This window comes from Acidiphilium sp. AL (assembly GCF_025499445.1).
GTDB lineage: Bacteria > Pseudomonadota > Alphaproteobacteria > Acetobacterales > Acetobacteraceae > Acidiphilium > Acidiphilium iwatense.
The window spans coordinates 31,573-49,215 of record NZ_JAIMBZ010000006.1; the positions used below are offsets into that span (position 1 = coordinate 31,573).

The 17,643-nt window shown below is 66.7% G+C and carries 13 protein-coding genes; 3 read left to right on the plus strand and 10 right to left on the minus strand.

Translation table 11 applies throughout. From position 1 onward, the window contains the following. Positions 1 to 23 precede the first annotated feature (23 nt). The 4 genes from AiwAL_RS06275 to AiwAL_RS06290 all read right to left on the minus strand — a co-directional run bounded on the left by AiwAL_RS06275 (position 24) and on the right by AiwAL_RS06290 (position 6,243). A complete protein-coding gene (locus tag AiwAL_RS06275) occupies positions 24 to 3,059 on the minus strand; it encodes a glycosyltransferase (RefSeq protein ID WP_262312332.1) in 3,036 nt (1,011 codons plus the stop codon). 80 nt (positions 3,060 to 3,139) lie between these two features. Continuing rightward, the gene (locus AiwAL_RS06280) at positions 3,140 to 4,339 is read right to left on the minus strand and encodes a hypothetical protein (protein WP_235704504.1); all 1,200 of its coding nucleotides are present in this window, start codon (positions 4,337 to 4,339) and stop codon (positions 3,140 to 3,142) included. Further along, complete coding sequence (locus AiwAL_RS06285; protein ID WP_262312333.1) at positions 4,336 to 5,052, minus strand: dienelactone hydrolase family protein; 717 nt, start codon at positions 5,050 to 5,052, stop codon at positions 4,336 to 4,338. The genes AiwAL_RS06280 and AiwAL_RS06285 overlap by 4 nt, the downstream gene beginning before the upstream one ends. A gap of 60 nt (positions 5,053 to 5,112) precedes the next feature. Next, on the minus strand, positions 5,113 to 6,243 hold the full coding sequence (locus AiwAL_RS06290; protein WP_235704502.1) for a type III PLP-dependent enzyme: 1,131 nt from the start codon (positions 6,241 to 6,243) through the stop codon (positions 5,113 to 5,115). Positions 6,244 to 6,583: 340 nt separating this feature from the next. Here AiwAL_RS06290 and AiwAL_RS06295 point away from each other — a divergent pair, with 340 nt between their 5' ends. Together AiwAL_RS06295 and AiwAL_RS06300 are read left to right on the plus strand one after the other, a co-directional pair. Next, entirely contained in the window at positions 6,584 to 7,303 is a 720-nt protein-coding gene (locus tag AiwAL_RS06295; protein WP_235704501.1) for a response regulator, read from the plus strand. 11 nt (positions 7,304 to 7,314) lie between these two features. Beyond that, positions 7,315 to 8,661 carry an ATP-binding protein gene (locus AiwAL_RS06300; RefSeq protein ID WP_262312334.1) on the plus strand — a complete coding sequence of 449 codons (1,347 nt, stop codon included), beginning with the start codon at positions 7,315 to 7,317 and terminating at the stop codon, positions 8,659 to 8,661. Positions 8,662 to 8,687: 26 nt separating this feature from the next. Here AiwAL_RS06300 and AiwAL_RS06305 read toward each other — a convergent pair whose 3' ends face one another. The 6 genes from AiwAL_RS06305 to AiwAL_RS06330 are packed head-to-tail and all read right to left on the minus strand — an operon-like array spanning position 8,688 to position 16,531. Then, positions 8,688 to 8,963 carry an acylphosphatase gene (locus AiwAL_RS06305; RefSeq protein WP_262312335.1) on the minus strand — a complete coding sequence of 92 codons (276 nt, stop codon included), beginning with the start codon at positions 8,961 to 8,963 and terminating at the stop codon, positions 8,688 to 8,690. 25 nt (positions 8,964 to 8,988) lie between these two features. Then, positions 8,989 to 9,684: an ATP12 family chaperone protein gene (locus tag AiwAL_RS06310; RefSeq protein WP_235704498.1), complete on the minus strand. Its 696-nt coding sequence runs from the start codon at positions 9,682 to 9,684 to the stop codon at positions 8,989 to 8,991. 6 nt (positions 9,685 to 9,690) lie between these two features. Beyond that, on the minus strand, positions 9,691 to 12,366 hold the full coding sequence (locus tag AiwAL_RS06315) for an AsmA family protein (protein ID WP_262312336.1): 2,676 nt from the start codon (positions 12,364 to 12,366) through the stop codon (positions 9,691 to 9,693). A gap of 51 nt (positions 12,367 to 12,417) precedes the next feature. After that, positions 12,418 to 14,307 (minus strand): hypothetical protein, encoded by a 1,890-nt coding sequence (locus AiwAL_RS06320; RefSeq protein ID WP_262312337.1) that lies wholly within the window; start codon positions 14,305 to 14,307, stop codon positions 12,418 to 12,420. A 3-nt stretch (positions 14,308 to 14,310) separates the two neighbouring features. After that, a complete protein-coding gene (locus AiwAL_RS06325; protein ID WP_235704495.1) occupies positions 14,311 to 15,303 on the minus strand; it encodes a mitochondrial fission ELM1 family protein in 993 nt (330 codons plus the stop codon). Positions 15,304 to 15,334: 31 nt separating this feature from the next. Continuing rightward, positions 15,335 to 16,531: a glycosyltransferase family 4 protein gene (locus tag AiwAL_RS06330; protein WP_262312338.1), complete on the minus strand. Its 1,197-nt coding sequence runs from the start codon at positions 16,529 to 16,531 to the stop codon at positions 15,335 to 15,337. A 126-nt stretch (positions 16,532 to 16,657) separates the two neighbouring features. On the opposite strand from AiwAL_RS06330, the gene AiwAL_RS06335 reads away from it, so the two are divergent. Beyond that, a complete protein-coding gene (locus AiwAL_RS06335) occupies positions 16,658 to 17,629 on the plus strand; it encodes a succinylglutamate desuccinylase/aspartoacylase family protein (protein WP_262312339.1) in 972 nt (323 codons plus the stop codon). Positions 17,630 to 17,643 lie beyond the last annotated feature (14 nt).

The window sequence follows — 17,643 nt, forward strand, 5'->3', positions numbered from 1 at the left end:
GATCGGCATGAACCGATCACGTTCTAACTAACGGCACGCAGATACGGACGGCGTTTCGATGCTGGCTTGCCTGCCTCGTCGAGAATCGATTTCACAGTGGCGTCGAAACGCGCGCGGGTGTTCTCGCGTTCCAGCCGGCGCAAAGCCGCTTCGCGCATCCCCCGCCAGGTCTCTTCGTCGCAATAGAGGCGGGCGATTTCACGGGCGAAGCCGCGCGCGTCGTCCACCGCGGCGCCGGCGATTTCCGCATCCTTGTCCCAGCCGAGCTGACGGATCAGCAGATCGGTTGCGACACAAGGCAATCCGAACGACGCGGTTTCATAAACCTTGTAGGGCGTGCCGGCGGCAAATCGCGTCGGCGCGATGAAAACCCGGTGGCTGTTATAGGCGGGGCGAATATCGTCCACGCTGCCGCGAATCTCGATATGAGGATTATCGGCGAATTCCGAAAGATCGATATCCGGTGCGGTGTAGCCGATGAAAATGAGCTTCGGCGGCGTGCCCATCTCGCGGATCAGCGCCGGGAGGATCGCATCGCGATACCACCGCAGCGAATCGAAATTCGGGCTGTCGCGCCGATGGATGCTCGCGATGAACAGAATCCCCTCACGCGCGGAAAAACCGCGCGGTGTCGGATCGAGATCGCGGATCGTCCCCAGAACCGAAACCTGCGGCAGGCCCAGTTCGCGCAACATCGCGGCTTCGGCCTGGTTCACCGCCGTCACGTGCCGGCAGACATCGGCGTTGCGGAATTCGTCCTGCAAAGCGGCGGCAAGATCGAAATCGCCTCGCTCGGAACCGACGGCAGCGGACGCAGCATCCCGTGCGGCCACGATCGCCTCGGTATCGAGAACGAACGGAGTGCGCACCGGATCGATGCCGGCTTCCCGGAAGATCGGCAAGGTCCGGTCGAGATTATGGGTGCGGGAAATCCAGATCGCGTCGTAAAAATCCTGCCGCTCCTCCAGCAATTGCGGTAGGGTCAGGATGGTCCGGTCGTGCAGGACCTCGACCGTGTCAGGCAGGTCGCCGAACAGGCTCATGATATCGTGGCGCGCGCCGTTGACCGGTAGCACCGAAACCCGCCAGCCCGCTTCGGCGATCGCGCGCACCGCGTCATTGGATCTGACGAATCCGGAACCCAGGCGCCGCACCGGCACGGTATCTTCCAGGAATAGAACGCGCTTTCCCCTGCCGTCCAACGCGCGCCCCTTGATGATGTTGGCAGGCGTGGATTCGAATTTGGTCTTGAGAAACGCGGCGTGTTTGCGCTTGAATACACGCCGCCCCCGTCGCATCAGTGCCATCGATGCTTCGGTATTGGCGGCGCTGCCGAATTCGAGATGATGCACGACGACATCGGGATCATAGACGATGCGATGCCCGCCTTCGATCATCCGTACGCAGAGATCGGCTTCTTCGTAATAGGCGGGGCTGAATGCCTCATCGAAGCCGCCGAGCCGCCTGATCAGATCGGTCCGGCAGAGCAGGAACACGCCCGAACAGTAATCCACGTCGCGCACGAAATTGGCCTCGGGTGCTAACGGTGACGCGTCGCGCAGGTAACCGATCGTGCTGCCATCCGCCCAGATGATCGAGCCGGCTTCCTGCAGGCGGCCATGGGTACGAATGACCTTGCCGCCGACCGCACCGATGGCGGTATCGGTTTCGAGGCGGTCGAGTGCGGCGGCGATCGCGCCATGGCCGAGTTCGATATCGTTGTTGAGATAAAGCAGCGCGGGCGCGGTCACCAGTTCCAATGCCCGGTTGCACGCCTTGAGAAAACCGAGATTTTCCCGGCTGTGAACGATCGTCGCACCCATCACATAGGTTTCGATCCGCCTGGTGTCGTCGGTCGAGGCGTTGTCGATGATGATAAGCTCGATATCGTCCGCGTAATTGTCGCGCAACGAGGCAAGTGCCAGCATCGTCAGCTCGAACCTGTTGAACAGCACCATCACCACGGCGAGCGCCGCAGGTCCGTGCTGTGCAAAATTCAGCCGCCTGCGCGCGAACAGCGCGACCTGATTGCGGGCCTTGAGTTCGAAAAGCTGCTTCGCCGCCGGCTCGGCAATGTCCGGTACGCGTTCGGGTGGGCAAAAGACGAGATTGTCCTTCAACCCGATCATGCGCAGATGGGCAAACGCATCGCGCACATGTCCCGCGTTGAGATCGTCGCGCACGCGCGGGTTCATGTCGCGATAATAGAGCAGGTCGATATCGCCGCGCGGCCGGCGCAGTTCGAACGCGCCGAATTGCACGAAGTGCCGGTAACCGCTCGGAAAATGTCCGGCTTCGATCGCCGCCCGAATGTCGGGATAGGTGTCGCGATAATAGGATTCGGAGAATTCCGGCACCGGATCGAAACCGTCCTGGCCGCCGAGGGTCACATAATGGTGCAGCGCGTTGCGCACGATGCCTGCGGCGATCGCGGCGCGCGCCCGGTCGTGGGTCGCGGCATACCAATCCGGCGCGAAATAGGGCGAGGCGGCCAATTCCGGTACATCGCGGTAAAGCGCATACAGATAATGCGCGAACGGGCCGCACCGTTCGAGGTCTTCGGGATCGGCGCCCGCCTCGATCGCGCGCGCGCGGTAAAATTGCGGGTCGAACATGAAATGGCCGATCCGCGCCTCGCGCTGGCCCGATTTCAGCCAATGGTCGTAGCGGCCGAAACAGCGATGCCGGTCGAGATTGTCGAGGGTCATATCCTCGTAGAGCCGCCCGTAAAGCGCATCGTCGAACAGCCAGTGCGGCGAAAGCCCCCGATAGCCGTGCTGGCAGTAATGATCGAAGCCTGAGCGATACTGGCCGGCACGGATCAGGGCGGCGACATCCGGGTTCCGGTTCAGATAGAACAGTTCGTCGAAGAGCGGGCTTGGGCTGTGGCCGAGCCTGCAGCCGAAGCGGAGATAATAATCGAGCGCGAGGCCGGGATCGCTGCCGCAGCAATGATCGGCCTCGGGATAGGTGGCCAGATACCATTCGGCATCGAACACCGCCCAGGCGGCATCGATCTCCGTTTCTCCCCGCAACAATTCAACCGCAGTTTTCGGCAAATTATTTACTCATCCCAACGAATATACAGGTTGAACAACAGAATATCGGGTGGCGCAAGAATTTTGTGGCGCGCCGGAATTCATCGGCGCAGCGGGTTGATTCCAAGGGCCGCAAGCGCCGACCAGGCTGTGGGTGCCAGGGCCGGAACCCGGTAATAGGCGAATTTCGGTGAATTTGCACCCGGTCCGATGGTCAGGCCGGTGGCCAGTCTCTGCTGATCCGTCGTGAAGAGATAACCGTCAGGTGCGCCCTGATGCCCGAGTGTGGCGAGAAAGCGTGCCGCCTCGCGGGTTCGTCCGGCACGCCGAAGCGACAGCGCCGCGAAGGCAGTGCCTTCGGTCCAGATGCCACGGCTCGCCGCGCTGAATCCGATGCCGGCGGGGTGGGCGTGCGGCCAGCCGAGCGCGCGCAGTGCCGGCGCGATGACCGATCCGTCCGCCAATCCGGCGAGATACGGCCAGAGATTCGCATCGGCCGCGAGCAGTCCGTTGCGCGCGCCATCCGGCGTCAGCCCGGCGGCGAACAATCCGGTCGCGGGATCGAGCATCGAGCGGACGAATCCCGCGGCGCGGGCAGCATCCGCGTGCATCCCGAGCCGCGCGAAACCGATTGCGAGATCGGTATTCTGCTCCGTGCTGAGCCAGAGAAGTTTTTGCGGATGCGGCGGAAAGCCGAAATATCCGCCGGAGAAACCGTTCTTGTCATGGCAATGCGCCACGATCCAGCCCGCCGCGCGCCGTGCCGCCGCGTCATAGCGCGCGCCGTTCACCCCCGCCTCGCGCAAAGCGGTCCAGAGCAGGATCGCCCAGGCGATCGGCCCCGCCTCGCTGCCCACCTGATACGGGTCCTCGGCCCAGAGCTTCGCCTCCGCGTCCCACCAGCCGGGCAGGGCGATCGGCGGCGTCACCGGGCCGGCGCGATAGGCGTTGCGCAGCCGGCCGTCGCGAAAATCGGGGTCATGCGCCTGCGCCGCCACAAATGCATCGGCGATCCGCGCGGCTTCCAGCGCGTGTCCGGCGGCGAGCAGCGCCAGCCCGGCTAACGCATTGTCATAGGTATAGGCTGCCGTGTCGTTGGCCGGCGCGAATTCTGGAAAATCCGCATTGGCTGCCGCATCGGGATAGCTCGCGAGGAGCGCCGGCCCTCGCGGAACGGCGCTGAGCCGCTTGCGGATCGCCCCGGTCAGCGGTTGCGCGAGCGAAAGAGGCTTCGATGCCCCGGCCCACCCCGCCGCCGGCATCGAAACGATACCGGCGATCAGCGAGCGGCGCTTGATCAACCCAGCACGGAGACCAGCGCTTCCGCCGTGCGGCCATTGGCGATGGTCGCGGCGCGACGGTCGTAATGCACGCCATTCACCCGCGCGAAGGCGTGCGGCACGCCCGGATATATGTGCGTCACGATATGCGGATTGCCCTTCGCGCCGGCGAGCACGGCGTTGCGCACCGTTTCGCTGGAAAACTCGTCCTGTTCGGCGATATGCACCAGAAGAGGGTGCCTGATGTTGCCGAATTCGGGCACGAGCTTGTCGAGCATGACGCCGTAATAGGAAATGTTGATATCGGCGTCCGAACGCGTCGCCATCATCACCGCGAGCCTGCCGCCGAGGCAGAAGCCGACGGTGCCCGCGCGGCCGTTGCAGCCCGGCATTTTGCGCGCGGCGACCAGGGTGGATTTGAGATCATCGATGCCCTTGTCCTGATCGAACCCGTTCATCAAAGCGAAGGCCTGTTTCCACTCGGCTTCGGATTTGTCGGTGATGTCCACGCCTGGTTCCTGCCGCCAGAACAAATCGGGCGCGACCGCGATATAGCCCATCTCGCCGATTTCCTGGCAGGTCGCCCGCAGCGCGTCGTTCACCCCGAAAATCTCCTGGATGACAACCACGGCGCCGGTCGGTTTGGTCGAGGGCGTTACGGTGTAAGCCTTGAAGCTGCCGTCGGCGGCCTCGATCTCGATGCTGCCGGTCGTGGTGGTGATCTTGTCCGTCATGATATCCTCCCTGTTGCGGTTGCCATGCGCCGCCGGATTCCGTCGGCAGCGCGACCGACATCACAGATAGTATTCCTGCGGCGGCGGAAAACCGTTGAATCCCTGGCTCGCATAAGTTGTGACATAGGCGCCGGTGTCGTGAATCAGCACGCGGTCGCCCGCTTTCAGCGCCGAAGGCAGGCGATACCCGGTGTCGCGATACATCACGTCCACCCCGTCGCAGGACGGTCCTGCGATCACGGCGGGCGTCGCCGCACCGGCGATGCCGGGGGCGGAAATCCGGTAGCGGATGGCTTCGCCTTCGGTTTCGGCGAGACCGCCGAACCGTCCGATATCGAGATAGACCCAGCGCCGCCCGCCATCTTCGGCGCGCGCGCAGGCGAGGACCACTTCGGACACCGCGACCCCGGCATCGCCCACCACCGCGCGGCCCGGTTCGATCAGCAGATCGGGCAGGTCGTTGCCGAAGGCGGCGCGCACCGACGCCATGATGGCCTCGCCGAAGGTTTCGATCGGCGGGACGTCCTCGCGATAGCGGATCGGGAAGCCGCCGCCGAGATTGAGCAGGCGCAGGTCGATGCCGCGAGCGCGCAGATCGGTGAACACCATCGCCGCCTGGGCGATCGCGGTCCGATAGGCGCCAACCCCGGTCTGCTGGCTGCCGACATGGAACGACACGCCGTGCGGAATCAGCCCGAGATCGCGCGCTTCGATCAGCAGATCGCGCGCATGATCCGCCGAGGTGCCGAATTTGCGCGAGAGCGGCCAATCCGCGCCGCTCTGGCTGACCGAAAGCCGGCAATACACTTTCGCTCCCGGTGCCGCTTGAGCCAGTTTCGCCAGTTCCTCGCCGGAATCGAAGGCGAACAGCTCAACGCCGTGCTCATGCGCCTCGGCGATCGCGCTTTGCTTCTTCACCGTATTGCCGAAGCTGATCGTGCCTGGATCGGCGCCGGCGGCAAGACAGGCGCGGATCTCCTCGATGCTCGCGGCGTCGAAGCGCGAGCCAAGCCCGGCCAGACGGTCGAGAATCGGGGCGGCCGGGTTGGCCTTCACGGCGTAATAGATCGCGGCGTCGGGCAACGCCGCGTGCAAAGCGGCGAAATTCGCCGCCACGCGATCGAGATCAACCGCGACGGCAGGGGTGGCGTAGGCGCCGGAATCGAGAAAACGGGCGAGTTTCGGGGTCATGAACCCACTCCCTTTCCAGACGTGCAGCCCCGCGCGATGCGCGGGACGGGTTGCGAAACGGTCGAACGAACCAGCGACCAGACGAAACCGGCGCGTGCGGCGCCGGGTGTTGCCAGAACGCTTGACGTCGTTGCGTAACCCCCGGATGGGAGGCAGAGGCACGTGCGTTGCTGCGTGAGCAGCGCCTGTGACGCGCTGCGTGAGCGGCGCGATAGACCCAAACCCCCGCTGGCGCAAGTGAATTTTATTTCGCCGGCCCGATCGTGAGCGCCGGGTACGAAACGTAATGAAGTGCAACGCGGCCTGCCGCGCGCCGCGGCTTCACGCTATTGTAACAGCCATGGAAACCATGCCGCATATTCTGGTGGTCGACGACGATCGGGACATCCGCGACCTGCTCGCCCGCTTCCTCGAACGCCAGCGCTTCCGCGTCACCGCCGCGCGCGACGGGCGGGAGGCGCGCCGCGCCTTCCTCAACGGACATTACCAGCTTGTCGTGCTCGACCTGATGCTGCCGGGCGAATCCGGGCTCGATCTCGCGCGCTGGCTGCGCACTGAAACCAAGGTGCCGATCATCATGCTCACCGCGCTGGGCGAGGAGCCGGACCGGATCATCGGCCTCGAACTCGGCGCCGACGATTATGTAACCAAGCCGTTCAACCCGCGCGAGCTGGTCGCGCGCATCCGCGCGGTGCTGCGCCGGGTGGGCGAGGGCGAGGAGCGCGGCCGGGAGCAGCCGGCACGGCTCTACACATTCGCCGGCTGGGTTCTGGAAACCGCGCGGCGCCGGCTGGTCGATCCGCAGGGCGTCGATGTGGCGCTGACCGGCGGCGAATACGATCTGCTGGTGGCGCTGCTCGACCGGCCGAACCGCGTGCTGACCCGAGACATGCTGCTCGACCTCTTGCGCGGCCGGCAGGCCGGCCCGTTCGACCGGGCGATCGATGTCGCGATTTCCCGGCTGCGCCGCAAACTGGAGGATGACGGGCGCAACGCCCAGCTCATCAAGACCGTGCGCGGCGGCGGCTATGTGCTCGCCGCCTCGGTCGAACGCACATGATCTCACGCCCGATGCGATTCCGTCTCTGGCCGGCCAGCCTCGCCTGGCGCACCGCATTGACGCTGCTTGCCGGTTTCGCGGTGGTGCAGGCGATCGGGCTCGGGATTCATACGGCCAATCAGATGGCGCTCAATCACATCATCGCCGAGCGCGAAATCGCGACGCGGGATATCCTGCTCTATCGGCGCGTCGCGCTGGCGCCGGCGGAGGATCGCCCGTCGATCGTCGCCGCCGAGCAGGGGCTGAACGGCGAACGGATCAGCCTGGACCCCATCCCGCCTTTTTCGGGCAGCTTCGCCCTGCCGCTGCCGGCACGGCAGATCATCCGCGGCTCCATCCTGGCCTTTCCGATGAAACCGCGCTTTCGCCCGCACCGCATCCTGATGCGCGGCAGAATCCAGTCGCCGCCGCGCATGATCCTGAGCTTCAAACTGCCGGATCAGGGCTGGCTGACCATCTCCTCGCCGTTTCATCCCTCGGCACCCTGGCAAAGCCCCGGCTTCGCGACCGCCTTCATCGTGATGTTCGTCCTGGGCGCGTTGCTGATTTTCTGGGCGGTATTCCGGCTCACCGCGCCGGTGCGCACCCTGGCCGAGGCCGCCGAACAGCTCGGGCGCGATATCGCCCACGCACCCGCATTGCCGGAAAGTGGCCCCACCGAAATCGCCACCGCAGCGGTCGCCTTCAATACCATGGCCATGCGAATCCGCCGCTTCGTCGAGGACCGGACCTTCCTGCTTTCGGCGATCGGCCACGATCTGCGCACGCCGATCACCAGGCTCAAGCTGCGCACCGAATTTCTGGAAGACGATCAGCAGCGGGAAAAATTCCTCGGCGATCTCGACGAGTTGGAGGCTATGCTGGCATCGACTCTCGCCTTCGGGCGGGACGTGGCGCAAAGCGAGGCGAGCGTGCCTGTCGATCTCGTGACCCTGCTGCGCACCGTGCTCGACGAAGCCGCCGATATCATCCCGGAATGCGCCGATGCGCTGCGCTATGACGGGCCGTCGCATGTCACATTGCGCGCCCGGCCCTTGGCACTCAAGCGCGCCTTTGCGAATCTGATCGGCAATGCGCTGAAATATGGCGATTCGGCGCGGGTAACGCTGCGCGATGCGGCGCGCGATACGCTGCGGATCGACATCGAGGATGACGGGCCGGGGATTCCCGCCGCCGAGCTCGACCGGGTTTTCGAGCCGTTCCGCCGGGTCGAGTCCAGCCGCAACCGCGAAACCGGCGGCACCGGGCTCGGACTTGCCATCGCGCGCAACGCCATCCGCGCCCATGGCGGGGATATCACCCTGGCCAACAAACACGGCGGCAAAGGGCTGATTGCGTCGGTCTATCTGCCGCGGTGAACGCTCAAACCCGGTATGTCGTTCGCCTATTCCGACGGCCGCTTGAAAAAACCAGGCTCGGCGGGCGGGTTGGCGAAATCCTCGATGATGTCGCGCACCTCGGCACCGGGCGGCCCGCGCCGGCAGGCGCGCAGCAATTCCTCGACCGAAGGCGCATCCCCGGCAATCAGCGCTTCCACCGAGCCGTCGCGCCGGTTGCGCACCCAGCCGGCGAGGCCGAGGCGGCGGGCGCGCGTCACCATCCAGTCGCGGAACCCCACATTTTGCACCCGGCCCGACAGGCGCAGGGTCTTCGCGATCATGGCGCGTGCCGTGCGATCATGCCCATCATGACCGCGCGAGTGTAACGAACCTCACGCCGGATGCAATCTCGGCACCGACCGCGCGGCGCCGTGCCAGGGCTTCGGGGTCGGTCCCCCATTTCCGCTCCTGCCAGGTCTCGTCCAGGGTGGCGAGGCCGTAGGCCGCTTCGGGAGCCAATGCGCCGCGCAGCGTGGCAAGGCCGAGCACGAGGCTGCCAAGCGCCGGCACGATGACGCCGAGTCCGGCCAGGGCCCAGCAATTTTCCGCTACGAGCACGCGCGCGAGGGCGGCGATTGCCGCATCGGATTGATGGACGGCGATCATCCCGGTCGTCGTGGCAAGCCGTGCCCCGAAGCTCTCCGCCGCCCAGTCGAGCCAGGGCTGCCACGCCTGATGCTGGAGGCTGGCGAGATCGTCCGGCGCCTCGGCGCGGTAGCAGAGCAGATCGGTGCGGCCATAGGCAAGCAGATTGCCGCGGACCGGCTCGGGATCGGGAGCGATCCGCTCGATCGCTGCACCGGCGAGCCGGGTGAGCGGCAAATCATCCGCCGCGATGCCGTGGCCGGCCGCGCTCCATTCGGCGGCGATCGCCTCGGCGAGCGGACGGGACGGCACCGCGAGCGGCGCGCCGCCGGGCAGGCGAAGTGGCTTGCCGTCGAGCGAGATGCCGAATCCATCCTCCACCACCACGCAGGCGGCGGAGTGCCAGAACCGTTTCATCGACCCCTACCGGAACAGCGATTGCAGCAGGTTCTGCGGGCCGCCTTGTGGCGTCGTACCCTGCGCCGGCGCGACTCCCGGCGCGGCGGCGGTGACCGGCATCGGGCCGGGATGGCCCATCCGCGCCAGCGCCAGCGCGCCCCGGCAGCTTTGCGGGTTCGGCGGCGCGCCGATGCCGATGCCGAGTTGCCGGGCAAACCGCCCCAGCACCGTGTTGCCGTTGGCGCCGCCCAATTGCTGCGCGAGCGATGCCGCCGTGGCACCATAGGCGCCGGGCGATGCCACGCCGGCATGCGGATTGCGGAACGTTCCGTTAATCGCGACCGGCACCGGCGCGCTGCCATTGCCCATCCGAACCTGCGGGCGCAGAACCAGATTGAGCCGCTCGGCGCCGAGATCGAGGGTGCCGGTGCCGGTAAGATACATCCGGCTGGAATCGAGAGTGAACGCGCGCAGGCTGGCCAGACCGTTCTTCGCATCGAGCCGCGCGGCGAAGCAGCGCACCGAAACCGGACCCTGCGCCCCCACCATACCCGCGGGCAGGCCGGCGGCGCCGAGCGCGTTGCCGAACAGCCGGTTGAGCAAGGCGCCGTCCACCTCGCCATTGACCGTGGCCATGCCGAGATTGCCGTTGAGCGTGGCCGCGATTCCGCGCGGCGTGTTCCCCTGGCCGGCGAGATCGGCATAGAGCTGCACCGTCGCTCCCGCCGCGTTGGGCAAGCCGAGCAGGGTCAGCAGCGGCGCCAGGCGGAACGCCGGCGCCGCCTCCGTGACGTGAACACGTGGCGGATTGGCGGTGGCATCCACGTTCAGCGTGCCGGAGACCGAGCCGCCGGGCAGTTCCGCGCTGATCGGCCGGACCGTCAGCACGCCGTTCTGCAACAATCCGTGCGCGGTGATCGCGTCATAGGTCGCACCGTCATACATCAACTCGCCGATGGTGAGTTCGACATTGCCGTTGCCCCGGCGCAGCAGGCCGAAGGGCAGGGGTGTCGACGGAATCAGCGGACCGGTGCCGGCATGCTTGCCGGCGGCTGGGGCAGGCGCGGGCGGATTGCCGCCGTCCGACGCCGAGGCGGAGGGCTTCGGCATCGCCCGCATCAAGGCGGTGAGATCGACGCGCGGGGCATTGATCACCGCCTGCAGATCGGGCGCCTTGGCGAAAATCAGGCTGAACGCGCCGCCGAACTGCGCCTGATCCGAGCTGACCGCGAGGCTGTCGAGGCCGATTGCATGGTCGAGCCCCTGACCGCCGGGATCGGTGAGCAGGCCGGACAGGCCGATATTGGTCCAGGCGGGCAGCTTCATTCCGGCAAGGTCGGAGAGATGCGCGAGGTCGGGAATTTTTGCCGTGAGTTTCAAGGCCACGCCCGCGAGTTTTGCCGGGCTCGCGATTCCGCCGGCGACGCCGAATTGCGCATTACCCACCTTGGCGGCGAGATTGATGCCAAAGCGCTGCATGGTCGCGGGATTGCCGGGCTGCGCGGGTTTCGTCCCGTGAAAGGCGGCTTCGAGAATCGGGCCGAGCGGTCCGGCGGTGCCTTCCAGACCCAGTACCTTGCCCTGATATTGTCCCGCCATCGCCACATTGAGCGGCTGATCGAGCGAGGCCATGGTTGCATTGAGCGATGCGATGGACAGGCCTTTGCGCCAGGATTCGAGATCCGACCGGCCAGCGGTCAGGCTCGCATTGCTGATCGCCGGCAACAGACCCGAGGCGGTTTGGGTAAGCTGCGCCTTGACATCGACGGATTTGAGCGGCGGCAGGCCGGACTTGCCGGCATTCATGCCGCCCAGATACGGATCGAGCGCGGCGAGATCGGGAATGGTGGCGTGAAGATCGAGCACATAGCCGCGCAGCAGGCGCGGATGGGCGACGCTGCCTTTTATGTGCAGGTCAGACCCCGCTGCTCCGAGCGTGACATCCACCGGCCAGGGGGCGTTCCCCGTGCCGGTAAGGCGCGCGACGGGCCCGACCGTGCCGTCCAGGGTGAAGGGCGCGCTGTTATACCGCGCCTGCATCGACACGTGCAGCGGCGCATCCAGCGCGTCGGCCCGGCCGGTGAAATGCGCGATGGTCAGGGTAACGGGCTGCCCATGCGGCACCGCTTGCGTCGCTCCCGGCTTGAGCGGAACGAGCCTCACCGGCGGCTTGTAGGTGATCGTGCCGTTTTCGATCGAAACCGATTGCAGGGCGATTTTTTGCCCTGTGCTCTTCTGAACCGATAAAGATTGCGTGATGATGGCCTTGGCGTGGCGCGGCTGGCTCAGCAGCCAGTTCGGTTGTCCCGCCGCGCCGTATTCCAGGGTGATCGCGGGATCGACCAGGACCAGCTTGACGATGTCGATCCGGTGACTCAGCAGGGGCAGCAGCGCGACCCTCGCCTCCACGCGCTTCAGCGTGGCCATGTCCGCATCGGCAAAGCCGGGCGGATTGGCCAGAACGATGCCAGAGGCGGAGATGGTGGGCACCAGCGACAGGCGCATGTGCAGCGGTCCCGCGATGGTGAGTTGCCGGTGCGTCGCCCGCTCGACCGCAGCGACGATCTGCGGCTTGTAACGGTCGGGATTGAAGCTGGCGGCGAAGATCGCGACGGCGGCAACCGGCACCAGAATGACAATCGCCACGACGATGATCGCCATCCGGCGGAAGTGCTTCGACTGCTGCATGATGTCTGCCATACGTGATTTTCCCGGCCGCCGCGAGCGCGGGCCGGTCGGATTGCGGTGAATTCAGAACCCGAACATGTGGTCGAAGGAAAACGCGCTGCCGCTCCGCTTGCCGTGATAGCCGAACAGCCGGCAGGTGGCGTCGCGGATCAGCACGTAGCCGCCTTCGGCGCGGGAAAGCGCCTCGGAGGTGAAAATGCGCCAGGGTTCGACCATGGCGGAGCCGGAGCAGGCGATGGCGAGCGGCTCCTCGGCGATCACCCGCCCTTTGGCGTCGTGCAGGACGAGATGGGTGTCGGAAAAAGCGTGCCATCGCGCCGAGGCCGGATAGGTCAGCACGCAGAAGCTTGGCCTCGCTTCGGTGCCGAGATCGAGAAACAGCCGGGTCGAAAGGCCCGGCGGTGGCCCGGCATAGGATTGCGGCTCGTTCTTCCAGGTCATGATCGTGTTGAACATATGCGCGCCGAAACTGGTTTCGGCCGCGTGGCTGCCGTCGCGCAGCTCGTAGCGAAACAGCCCGTGCAGCCAGCCATCGGCCTCGCCGCCCTGGGAGAAATCATAGACCAGTTCGCCATGGCCGCCTTCGGGCAGGGCATCGGCGCCGAGTAATTCGTCGATATCGATGGCGCTCGCGTGGTCGCGCCGTAATGCGCCATAGGATTTCTGGACGAGGAGCGTGCCGTCCAGCGCGAATATATCGAGCCGGAGAGGAATCGTGGCCTGGGTATGCGCCATCGGCGTCGGCAGGGCGACGGTGCGAAAATCCCGGCGCGGCAGGATCGGGAAGGGCAGCAGGAAGCCTCGCCCGAGCAGCGGCGACAGCGATTTCAGGCTGGGATCGGGTTTGAGATCGGCGCGCTCGACGTTGACATGGGCGATGCGGGTGCGGTTCGCGCACTCGACCTCGTAGCGCGGACGGACCATGTGGCGCCCGGCGCGGATCTCGATCTGCGCCGGCCAGCGAAGCTCGGGCAGGTGCTCCGCGACATCGATGGCGCGTGTGGCGAAAGGCGGGATCTCCGCGCTTAGCGCCACAGGAATTTCCGCGCCCATGCGGTCGAGGCTGACGGCACCTGCCGGGATCGGCACGGCGTGGCTGTTCTGCAGCCAGAGGATGACCCGTTCGTCCTCGCGCGGGGCGGGCAGGCCGGCGAACCGTTCGGACGGCCAGGCATTGGCGTCATGGGTGCAGGACAGGCTGCCATGGCCGTCGCGGGCAAAGGTGTCGAGCGCATATTTCACCACGTCGTGGCCGGCCACGCCGATCGCGTGGATGAAGAGCTGGCCGGTGAACGGGCCGAGATTGAAGCGGCGGCGGATAGCGTCGCTGCCGATCGCGATGGTGCCCGCATGATCCGGGATCGCGTGCTCGAATTCGGCAATCGGGCCGCCCGCCGCGTCGAACAGGCGGCACCAGAGCCGCACCGATTTCGCGCCGTAGCCGGTCCAGTAATTGGCGGTGACGAGGCGCGTGGCCATCCTGTCGTCATCGCGGAAAAACACGAAATTGGTCGCGAAGTTGAGTGGATCGAGATAACGGCGCGGATTGGTCAGTATCGAGTCGGGCAGGCGGACGGCATCCAGCGTGACGATCTCGGCTCCGGCGGGCGCAAACGGCTTGATGCGCGCGGCGAGGCGATGGGCATCGAACGCGGCGATCAGCACGATTCGGGTGTTAGCGCCGGGCAGTTCGGTCAGCGGGCGGGTTGTCGCGCCACCGCGCAGCTCCCCCAGGGCCAGAGTGTCATGGACATAGACGCCTTCGACCGGGAAATCCGGCGCGAGCGCGCGGAGCGGGGCGAAAATCCGCTCGGGATCATAGACGGCAACCGGACCGAGCGCCGTGAGACGGTTTGCGAGTTCCGCAAGCTTTTCGGCGGCGAGCGGATGCGCCAGCGCCTTGTAGACGGCGTTGCCGCCACGAAGATTGTCGAAGGTTTCGATATCGAGCATCGTTCAAAATCCCAGGCGGCGGCGCAATTCGGCCGCGGCCATCGGCGTGTCGTTCAGGGACTCAGCCGGCCAGAGGTCGAGCCGGCCGGCGAAGTTTCGGGCTCGGCCGCATGCGACCATGTCGTCCATGAAGGCGCCGATGCGCACCGATCGCCCCGGCAGGCGGGCGAGCAGGACGGGTACTGCCGTGGCGGCCGCTTCCGAGACCATCGAGACCGAATCGGCGGTGACCACGATGGCGTCGGCGAGGGCCAGCATCCCGAAATACGGGTTTTCGCCCGTCATGTCCCAGATCCAGGCGCCGCGCGGTGCCAGGGCCTCCGCGAGTGTCGCACGGGCACCGGCATCGGTGCGGCGCGACGGGGTGAGCATCAGGCCGACGCGGTCGCGATCCATCATCGTGGCGAGACCATCGGCAAAGGCGCGCGCCGCCGCCGCATCCAGCCGGTAGCGGCCGTTCGACCCGCCGACCAGGACGGCGACCAGCGGGCGCGGGAGCTGCGCGAAAACCGGCTGCCACAGCGTCCGTTCCTCGGCGAGGCGCGCGGCGGTGACCCGATGCAGCGCGGTGCGGGTGACGATGACGTTCGGGCCGGTGATGCCGTCGTGTTTCGCCGCGACAATCGCATCGAACCGCGTCGGGTCCATGCGCGGATGCTGGACGATGACGGCGGGCAGGTCGCGCCGGCGCAGCGTGCCGAGCAGGCGCGCGGCGGCACCGCCCGCGCCGATCAGCAGATCGCCTTCCGGCGGGGCGAGAGCGGCCGGATCGATCGCCCGGCGCGGATCGGGCCAGAGCATCGGCGACAGGAACGACCAGGGCGTTTTCGGCGTGATGACCCGGCAATCGGGCGTGAAACCGGCAGCTTCGGCGAGGCCGAGCGCCTGGGCGCGCAGCCCGGCGAGATCAGTGCACAGAATGCGAGCGACCGGGGCGGGTTTCGGCGCGGCATCGATGCGCGGCGCGTCCAGGACATCGTTGCGGGCAGCTTGCATCGCGCGGTTTTGGGTCCGCCTCCCGGTTTCGTCAACCGATGCCATTGGCGGTCAGCGCCGATTCGAGCGGATCGAGACCCAATGCGGCGCGCGCATAGGCCTGCCCGCGCAGCGCAAGCTCGATGCGCCTGGCGGGATCGTCGGCGAGGCGGCGGAGCAGGGACGCGGCTTCGTCGATATCCGGTTCGGCCCAGACCGCGCCCTTCACGTCATAATCGCCCCGGTCGTCGGCGACCGGGATCAGCCGGTATGGCACCAGCCCGGCGCTGGTCTCGTCCATGAATTGCAGATTGCCGGACCATCCGGTCGCGACCACGGCAATCCCGCGCAACATCGCCTCGGCGGGGACCAGCCCGAACCCTTCGGCGCGGTGCGGCGAGAGCAGGATATCGGTACCGGCGAGCAGGGTGCGCAGCTTTTCTCCTGGCCACGTTTCGTCGATCAGCCGGATGTTGCCGGCATCGCCGATCGCCGCGCGCACCCGCCCCATGTCGCCAGGAAACGCATCGCCGCCGGCGAGTTTCAAAACAAGGATGCGATCGGCACGGTTGCCGAAAGCAGCGCGATGGGCCGCGATCGCGCCGAGCGGATTCTTGCGCGCGAAACTGGCGCCGAGATTGGCGATGACCGTGACGATCACCGCGTGGTCGGGCAGGCCGATCGACGCGCGATCCGGCATCGCCGGGGCAAGATCGAGCGACGCGAGCGGGTAGGGGACGAGCCGCACCCGTCCGGGATAGATTGTCTCGATCGCCGCCTTGGTGAAGGCGGACGGCGTCCAGATGTCATGGACGAACTGTTCGGCCCGGCGCCAGTTCTTCGGCAGCGATTCCAATTCCCAGTTCCAGAACCCGATGACACGCCGTCCGCGCAGGAAATTTTTTTCCGCGCGCGCGAGCATCAGCGGGATCGAGGGCGCGTTGACGTGCAGGATCAGCGCGGCATCCTCGGGAAGGGTGGTCGGTATCGGCGGGCGCAGCACGCCGAGTTCGACCGCCCCGCGATCCGCTCCGAGTGAGGCAAGACCCGCATGAAGCAGCCGGGCCGCCTCGCCGAGACCGGAGATTCGCGCCATCTCGCCGGCGATCACGGCTCCGGCGCTCGATGTCGGCGGTGTGGCGTCGGCGCGTGGTGCCGCCGCCAAGGTCAGCGCGCGCAGCGCGGCGCGGCGCGGCGCCGGCGGAATCGCGCGCCAGATTTGGTGCAGCCTGCCAAGCCGGCCGGTCACGCCGGTTCCTGGCGTCGCTGGCGCGGGACGGTTGCGATGTTTCGATCTCCGTTTAGAGTGCGTGTCCGTATCTCGCCGAAAGCGGGTGCCAGAAAGCGACGACCAAAGCGAGTGCCAAAGCGAGTGATGAGCGTAATCGCACCCCCAGGGGAGGGCATCGAAACGGCCGAGTGGCCGCGTTTCGCCGTGTCGCTCGCGCCGCCCGATCTGTCGCCCTGGCTCGAAGGCAATACCGGAGTGCGCGGATTTACCAGTTTCGCGGCACCGCGTTCCGGCCCGCACGTGGTCATCATCGCCCTGATTCACGGCAACGAAATCGGCGGCGCCATCGCGCTCGATACAATGCTGCGCGCGGAACTGCGGCCGATGCGCGGGCGGCTCACTTTGGGCTTCGCCAATATCGACGCATTTGGCCGATTCGACCCGGCGAACCCGATCGCGTCGCGTTTCGTCGACGAGGATATGAACCGGGTATGGGATGTGGCGACGCTGGATGGGCCGCGCCGCTCGCTGGAACTCGACCGGGCGCGGGAGATGCGCGCGCTGATCGACACGGCGGACTGGGTGCTCGATCTCCATTCGATGCTCTGGCCGTCCGATCCGCTGTTGCTCTGCGGCAGCGGCGCGCGCGGCAAGGCGCTGGCATTGGCGATCGCGACACCAGGCCTTGTCGTTGCCGATGGGGGCCATGCCGGCGGCCGCCGGCTGATCGACTATCCGCGCTTCACCGCCGAGCGGGGCGACGCGGCCTCGGTCCTGGTCGAAGCGGGGCAGCACTGGCAGGAAACCACGGTGGGCCAGATGCAGGCGAGCATCGCCGCACTGCTCGCCCATGCCGGAATGGTCGAACCGGTGCCGGCACGCTCGGCGGGCGCGCGCTTCGCCGAGGTGACGCGGGTGGTCACGGCGACGACCGGGCGGTTTGCCTTCGTCCGGCCGTTCCGGGGCGGCGAGGTGATCCGCCGGCGCGAAACGCTGCTCGCGCATGACGGGACGGCGGAGATTCGCACACCGCACGACGATTGCCTGCTCATCATGCCGAGCCTGCGCACCGGGCGCGGCCATACGGCGGTGCGGCTGGCCCGGTTCGTCGAATAGGCGCCGCGCGAAAC

Excerpts from the sequence above, each read along its gene's own strand:
- AiwAL_RS06285 (WP_262312333.1), bottom strand. The coding sequence starts at position 5,052 with ATGACGGACAAGATCACCACCACGACCGGCAGCATCGAGATCGAGGCC.
- AiwAL_RS06290 (WP_235704502.1), bottom strand. The coding sequence starts at position 6,243 with ATGACCCCGAAACTCGCCCGTTTTCTCGATTCCGGCGCCTACGCCACC.
- AiwAL_RS06295 (WP_235704501.1), top strand. The coding sequence starts at position 6,584 with ATGGAAACCATGCCGCATATTCTGGTGGTCGACGACGATCGGGACATC.
- AiwAL_RS06300 (WP_262312334.1), top strand. The coding sequence starts at position 7,315 with ATGCGATTCCGTCTCTGGCCGGCCAGCCTCGCCTGGCGCACCGCATTG.
- AiwAL_RS06305 (WP_262312335.1), bottom strand. The coding sequence starts at position 8,963 with ATGATCGCGAAGACCCTGCGCCTGTCGGGCCGGGTGCAAAATGTGGGG.
- AiwAL_RS06310 (WP_235704498.1), bottom strand. The coding sequence starts at position 9,684 with ATGAAACGGTTCTGGCACTCCGCCGCCTGCGTGGTGGTGGAGGATGGA.
- AiwAL_RS06315 (WP_262312336.1), bottom strand. The coding sequence starts at position 12,366 with ATGGCAGACATCATGCAGCAGTCGAAGCACTTCCGCCGGATGGCGATC.
- AiwAL_RS06320 (WP_262312337.1), bottom strand. The coding sequence starts at position 14,307 with ATGCTCGATATCGAAACCTTCGACAATCTTCGTGGCGGCAACGCCGTC.
- AiwAL_RS06325 (WP_235704495.1), bottom strand. The coding sequence starts at position 15,303 with ATGCAAGCTGCCCGCAACGATGTCCTGGACGCGCCGCGCATCGATGCC.
- AiwAL_RS06335 (WP_262312339.1), top strand. The coding sequence starts at position 16,658 with ATGAGCGTAATCGCACCCCCAGGGGAGGGCATCGAAACGGCCGAGTGG.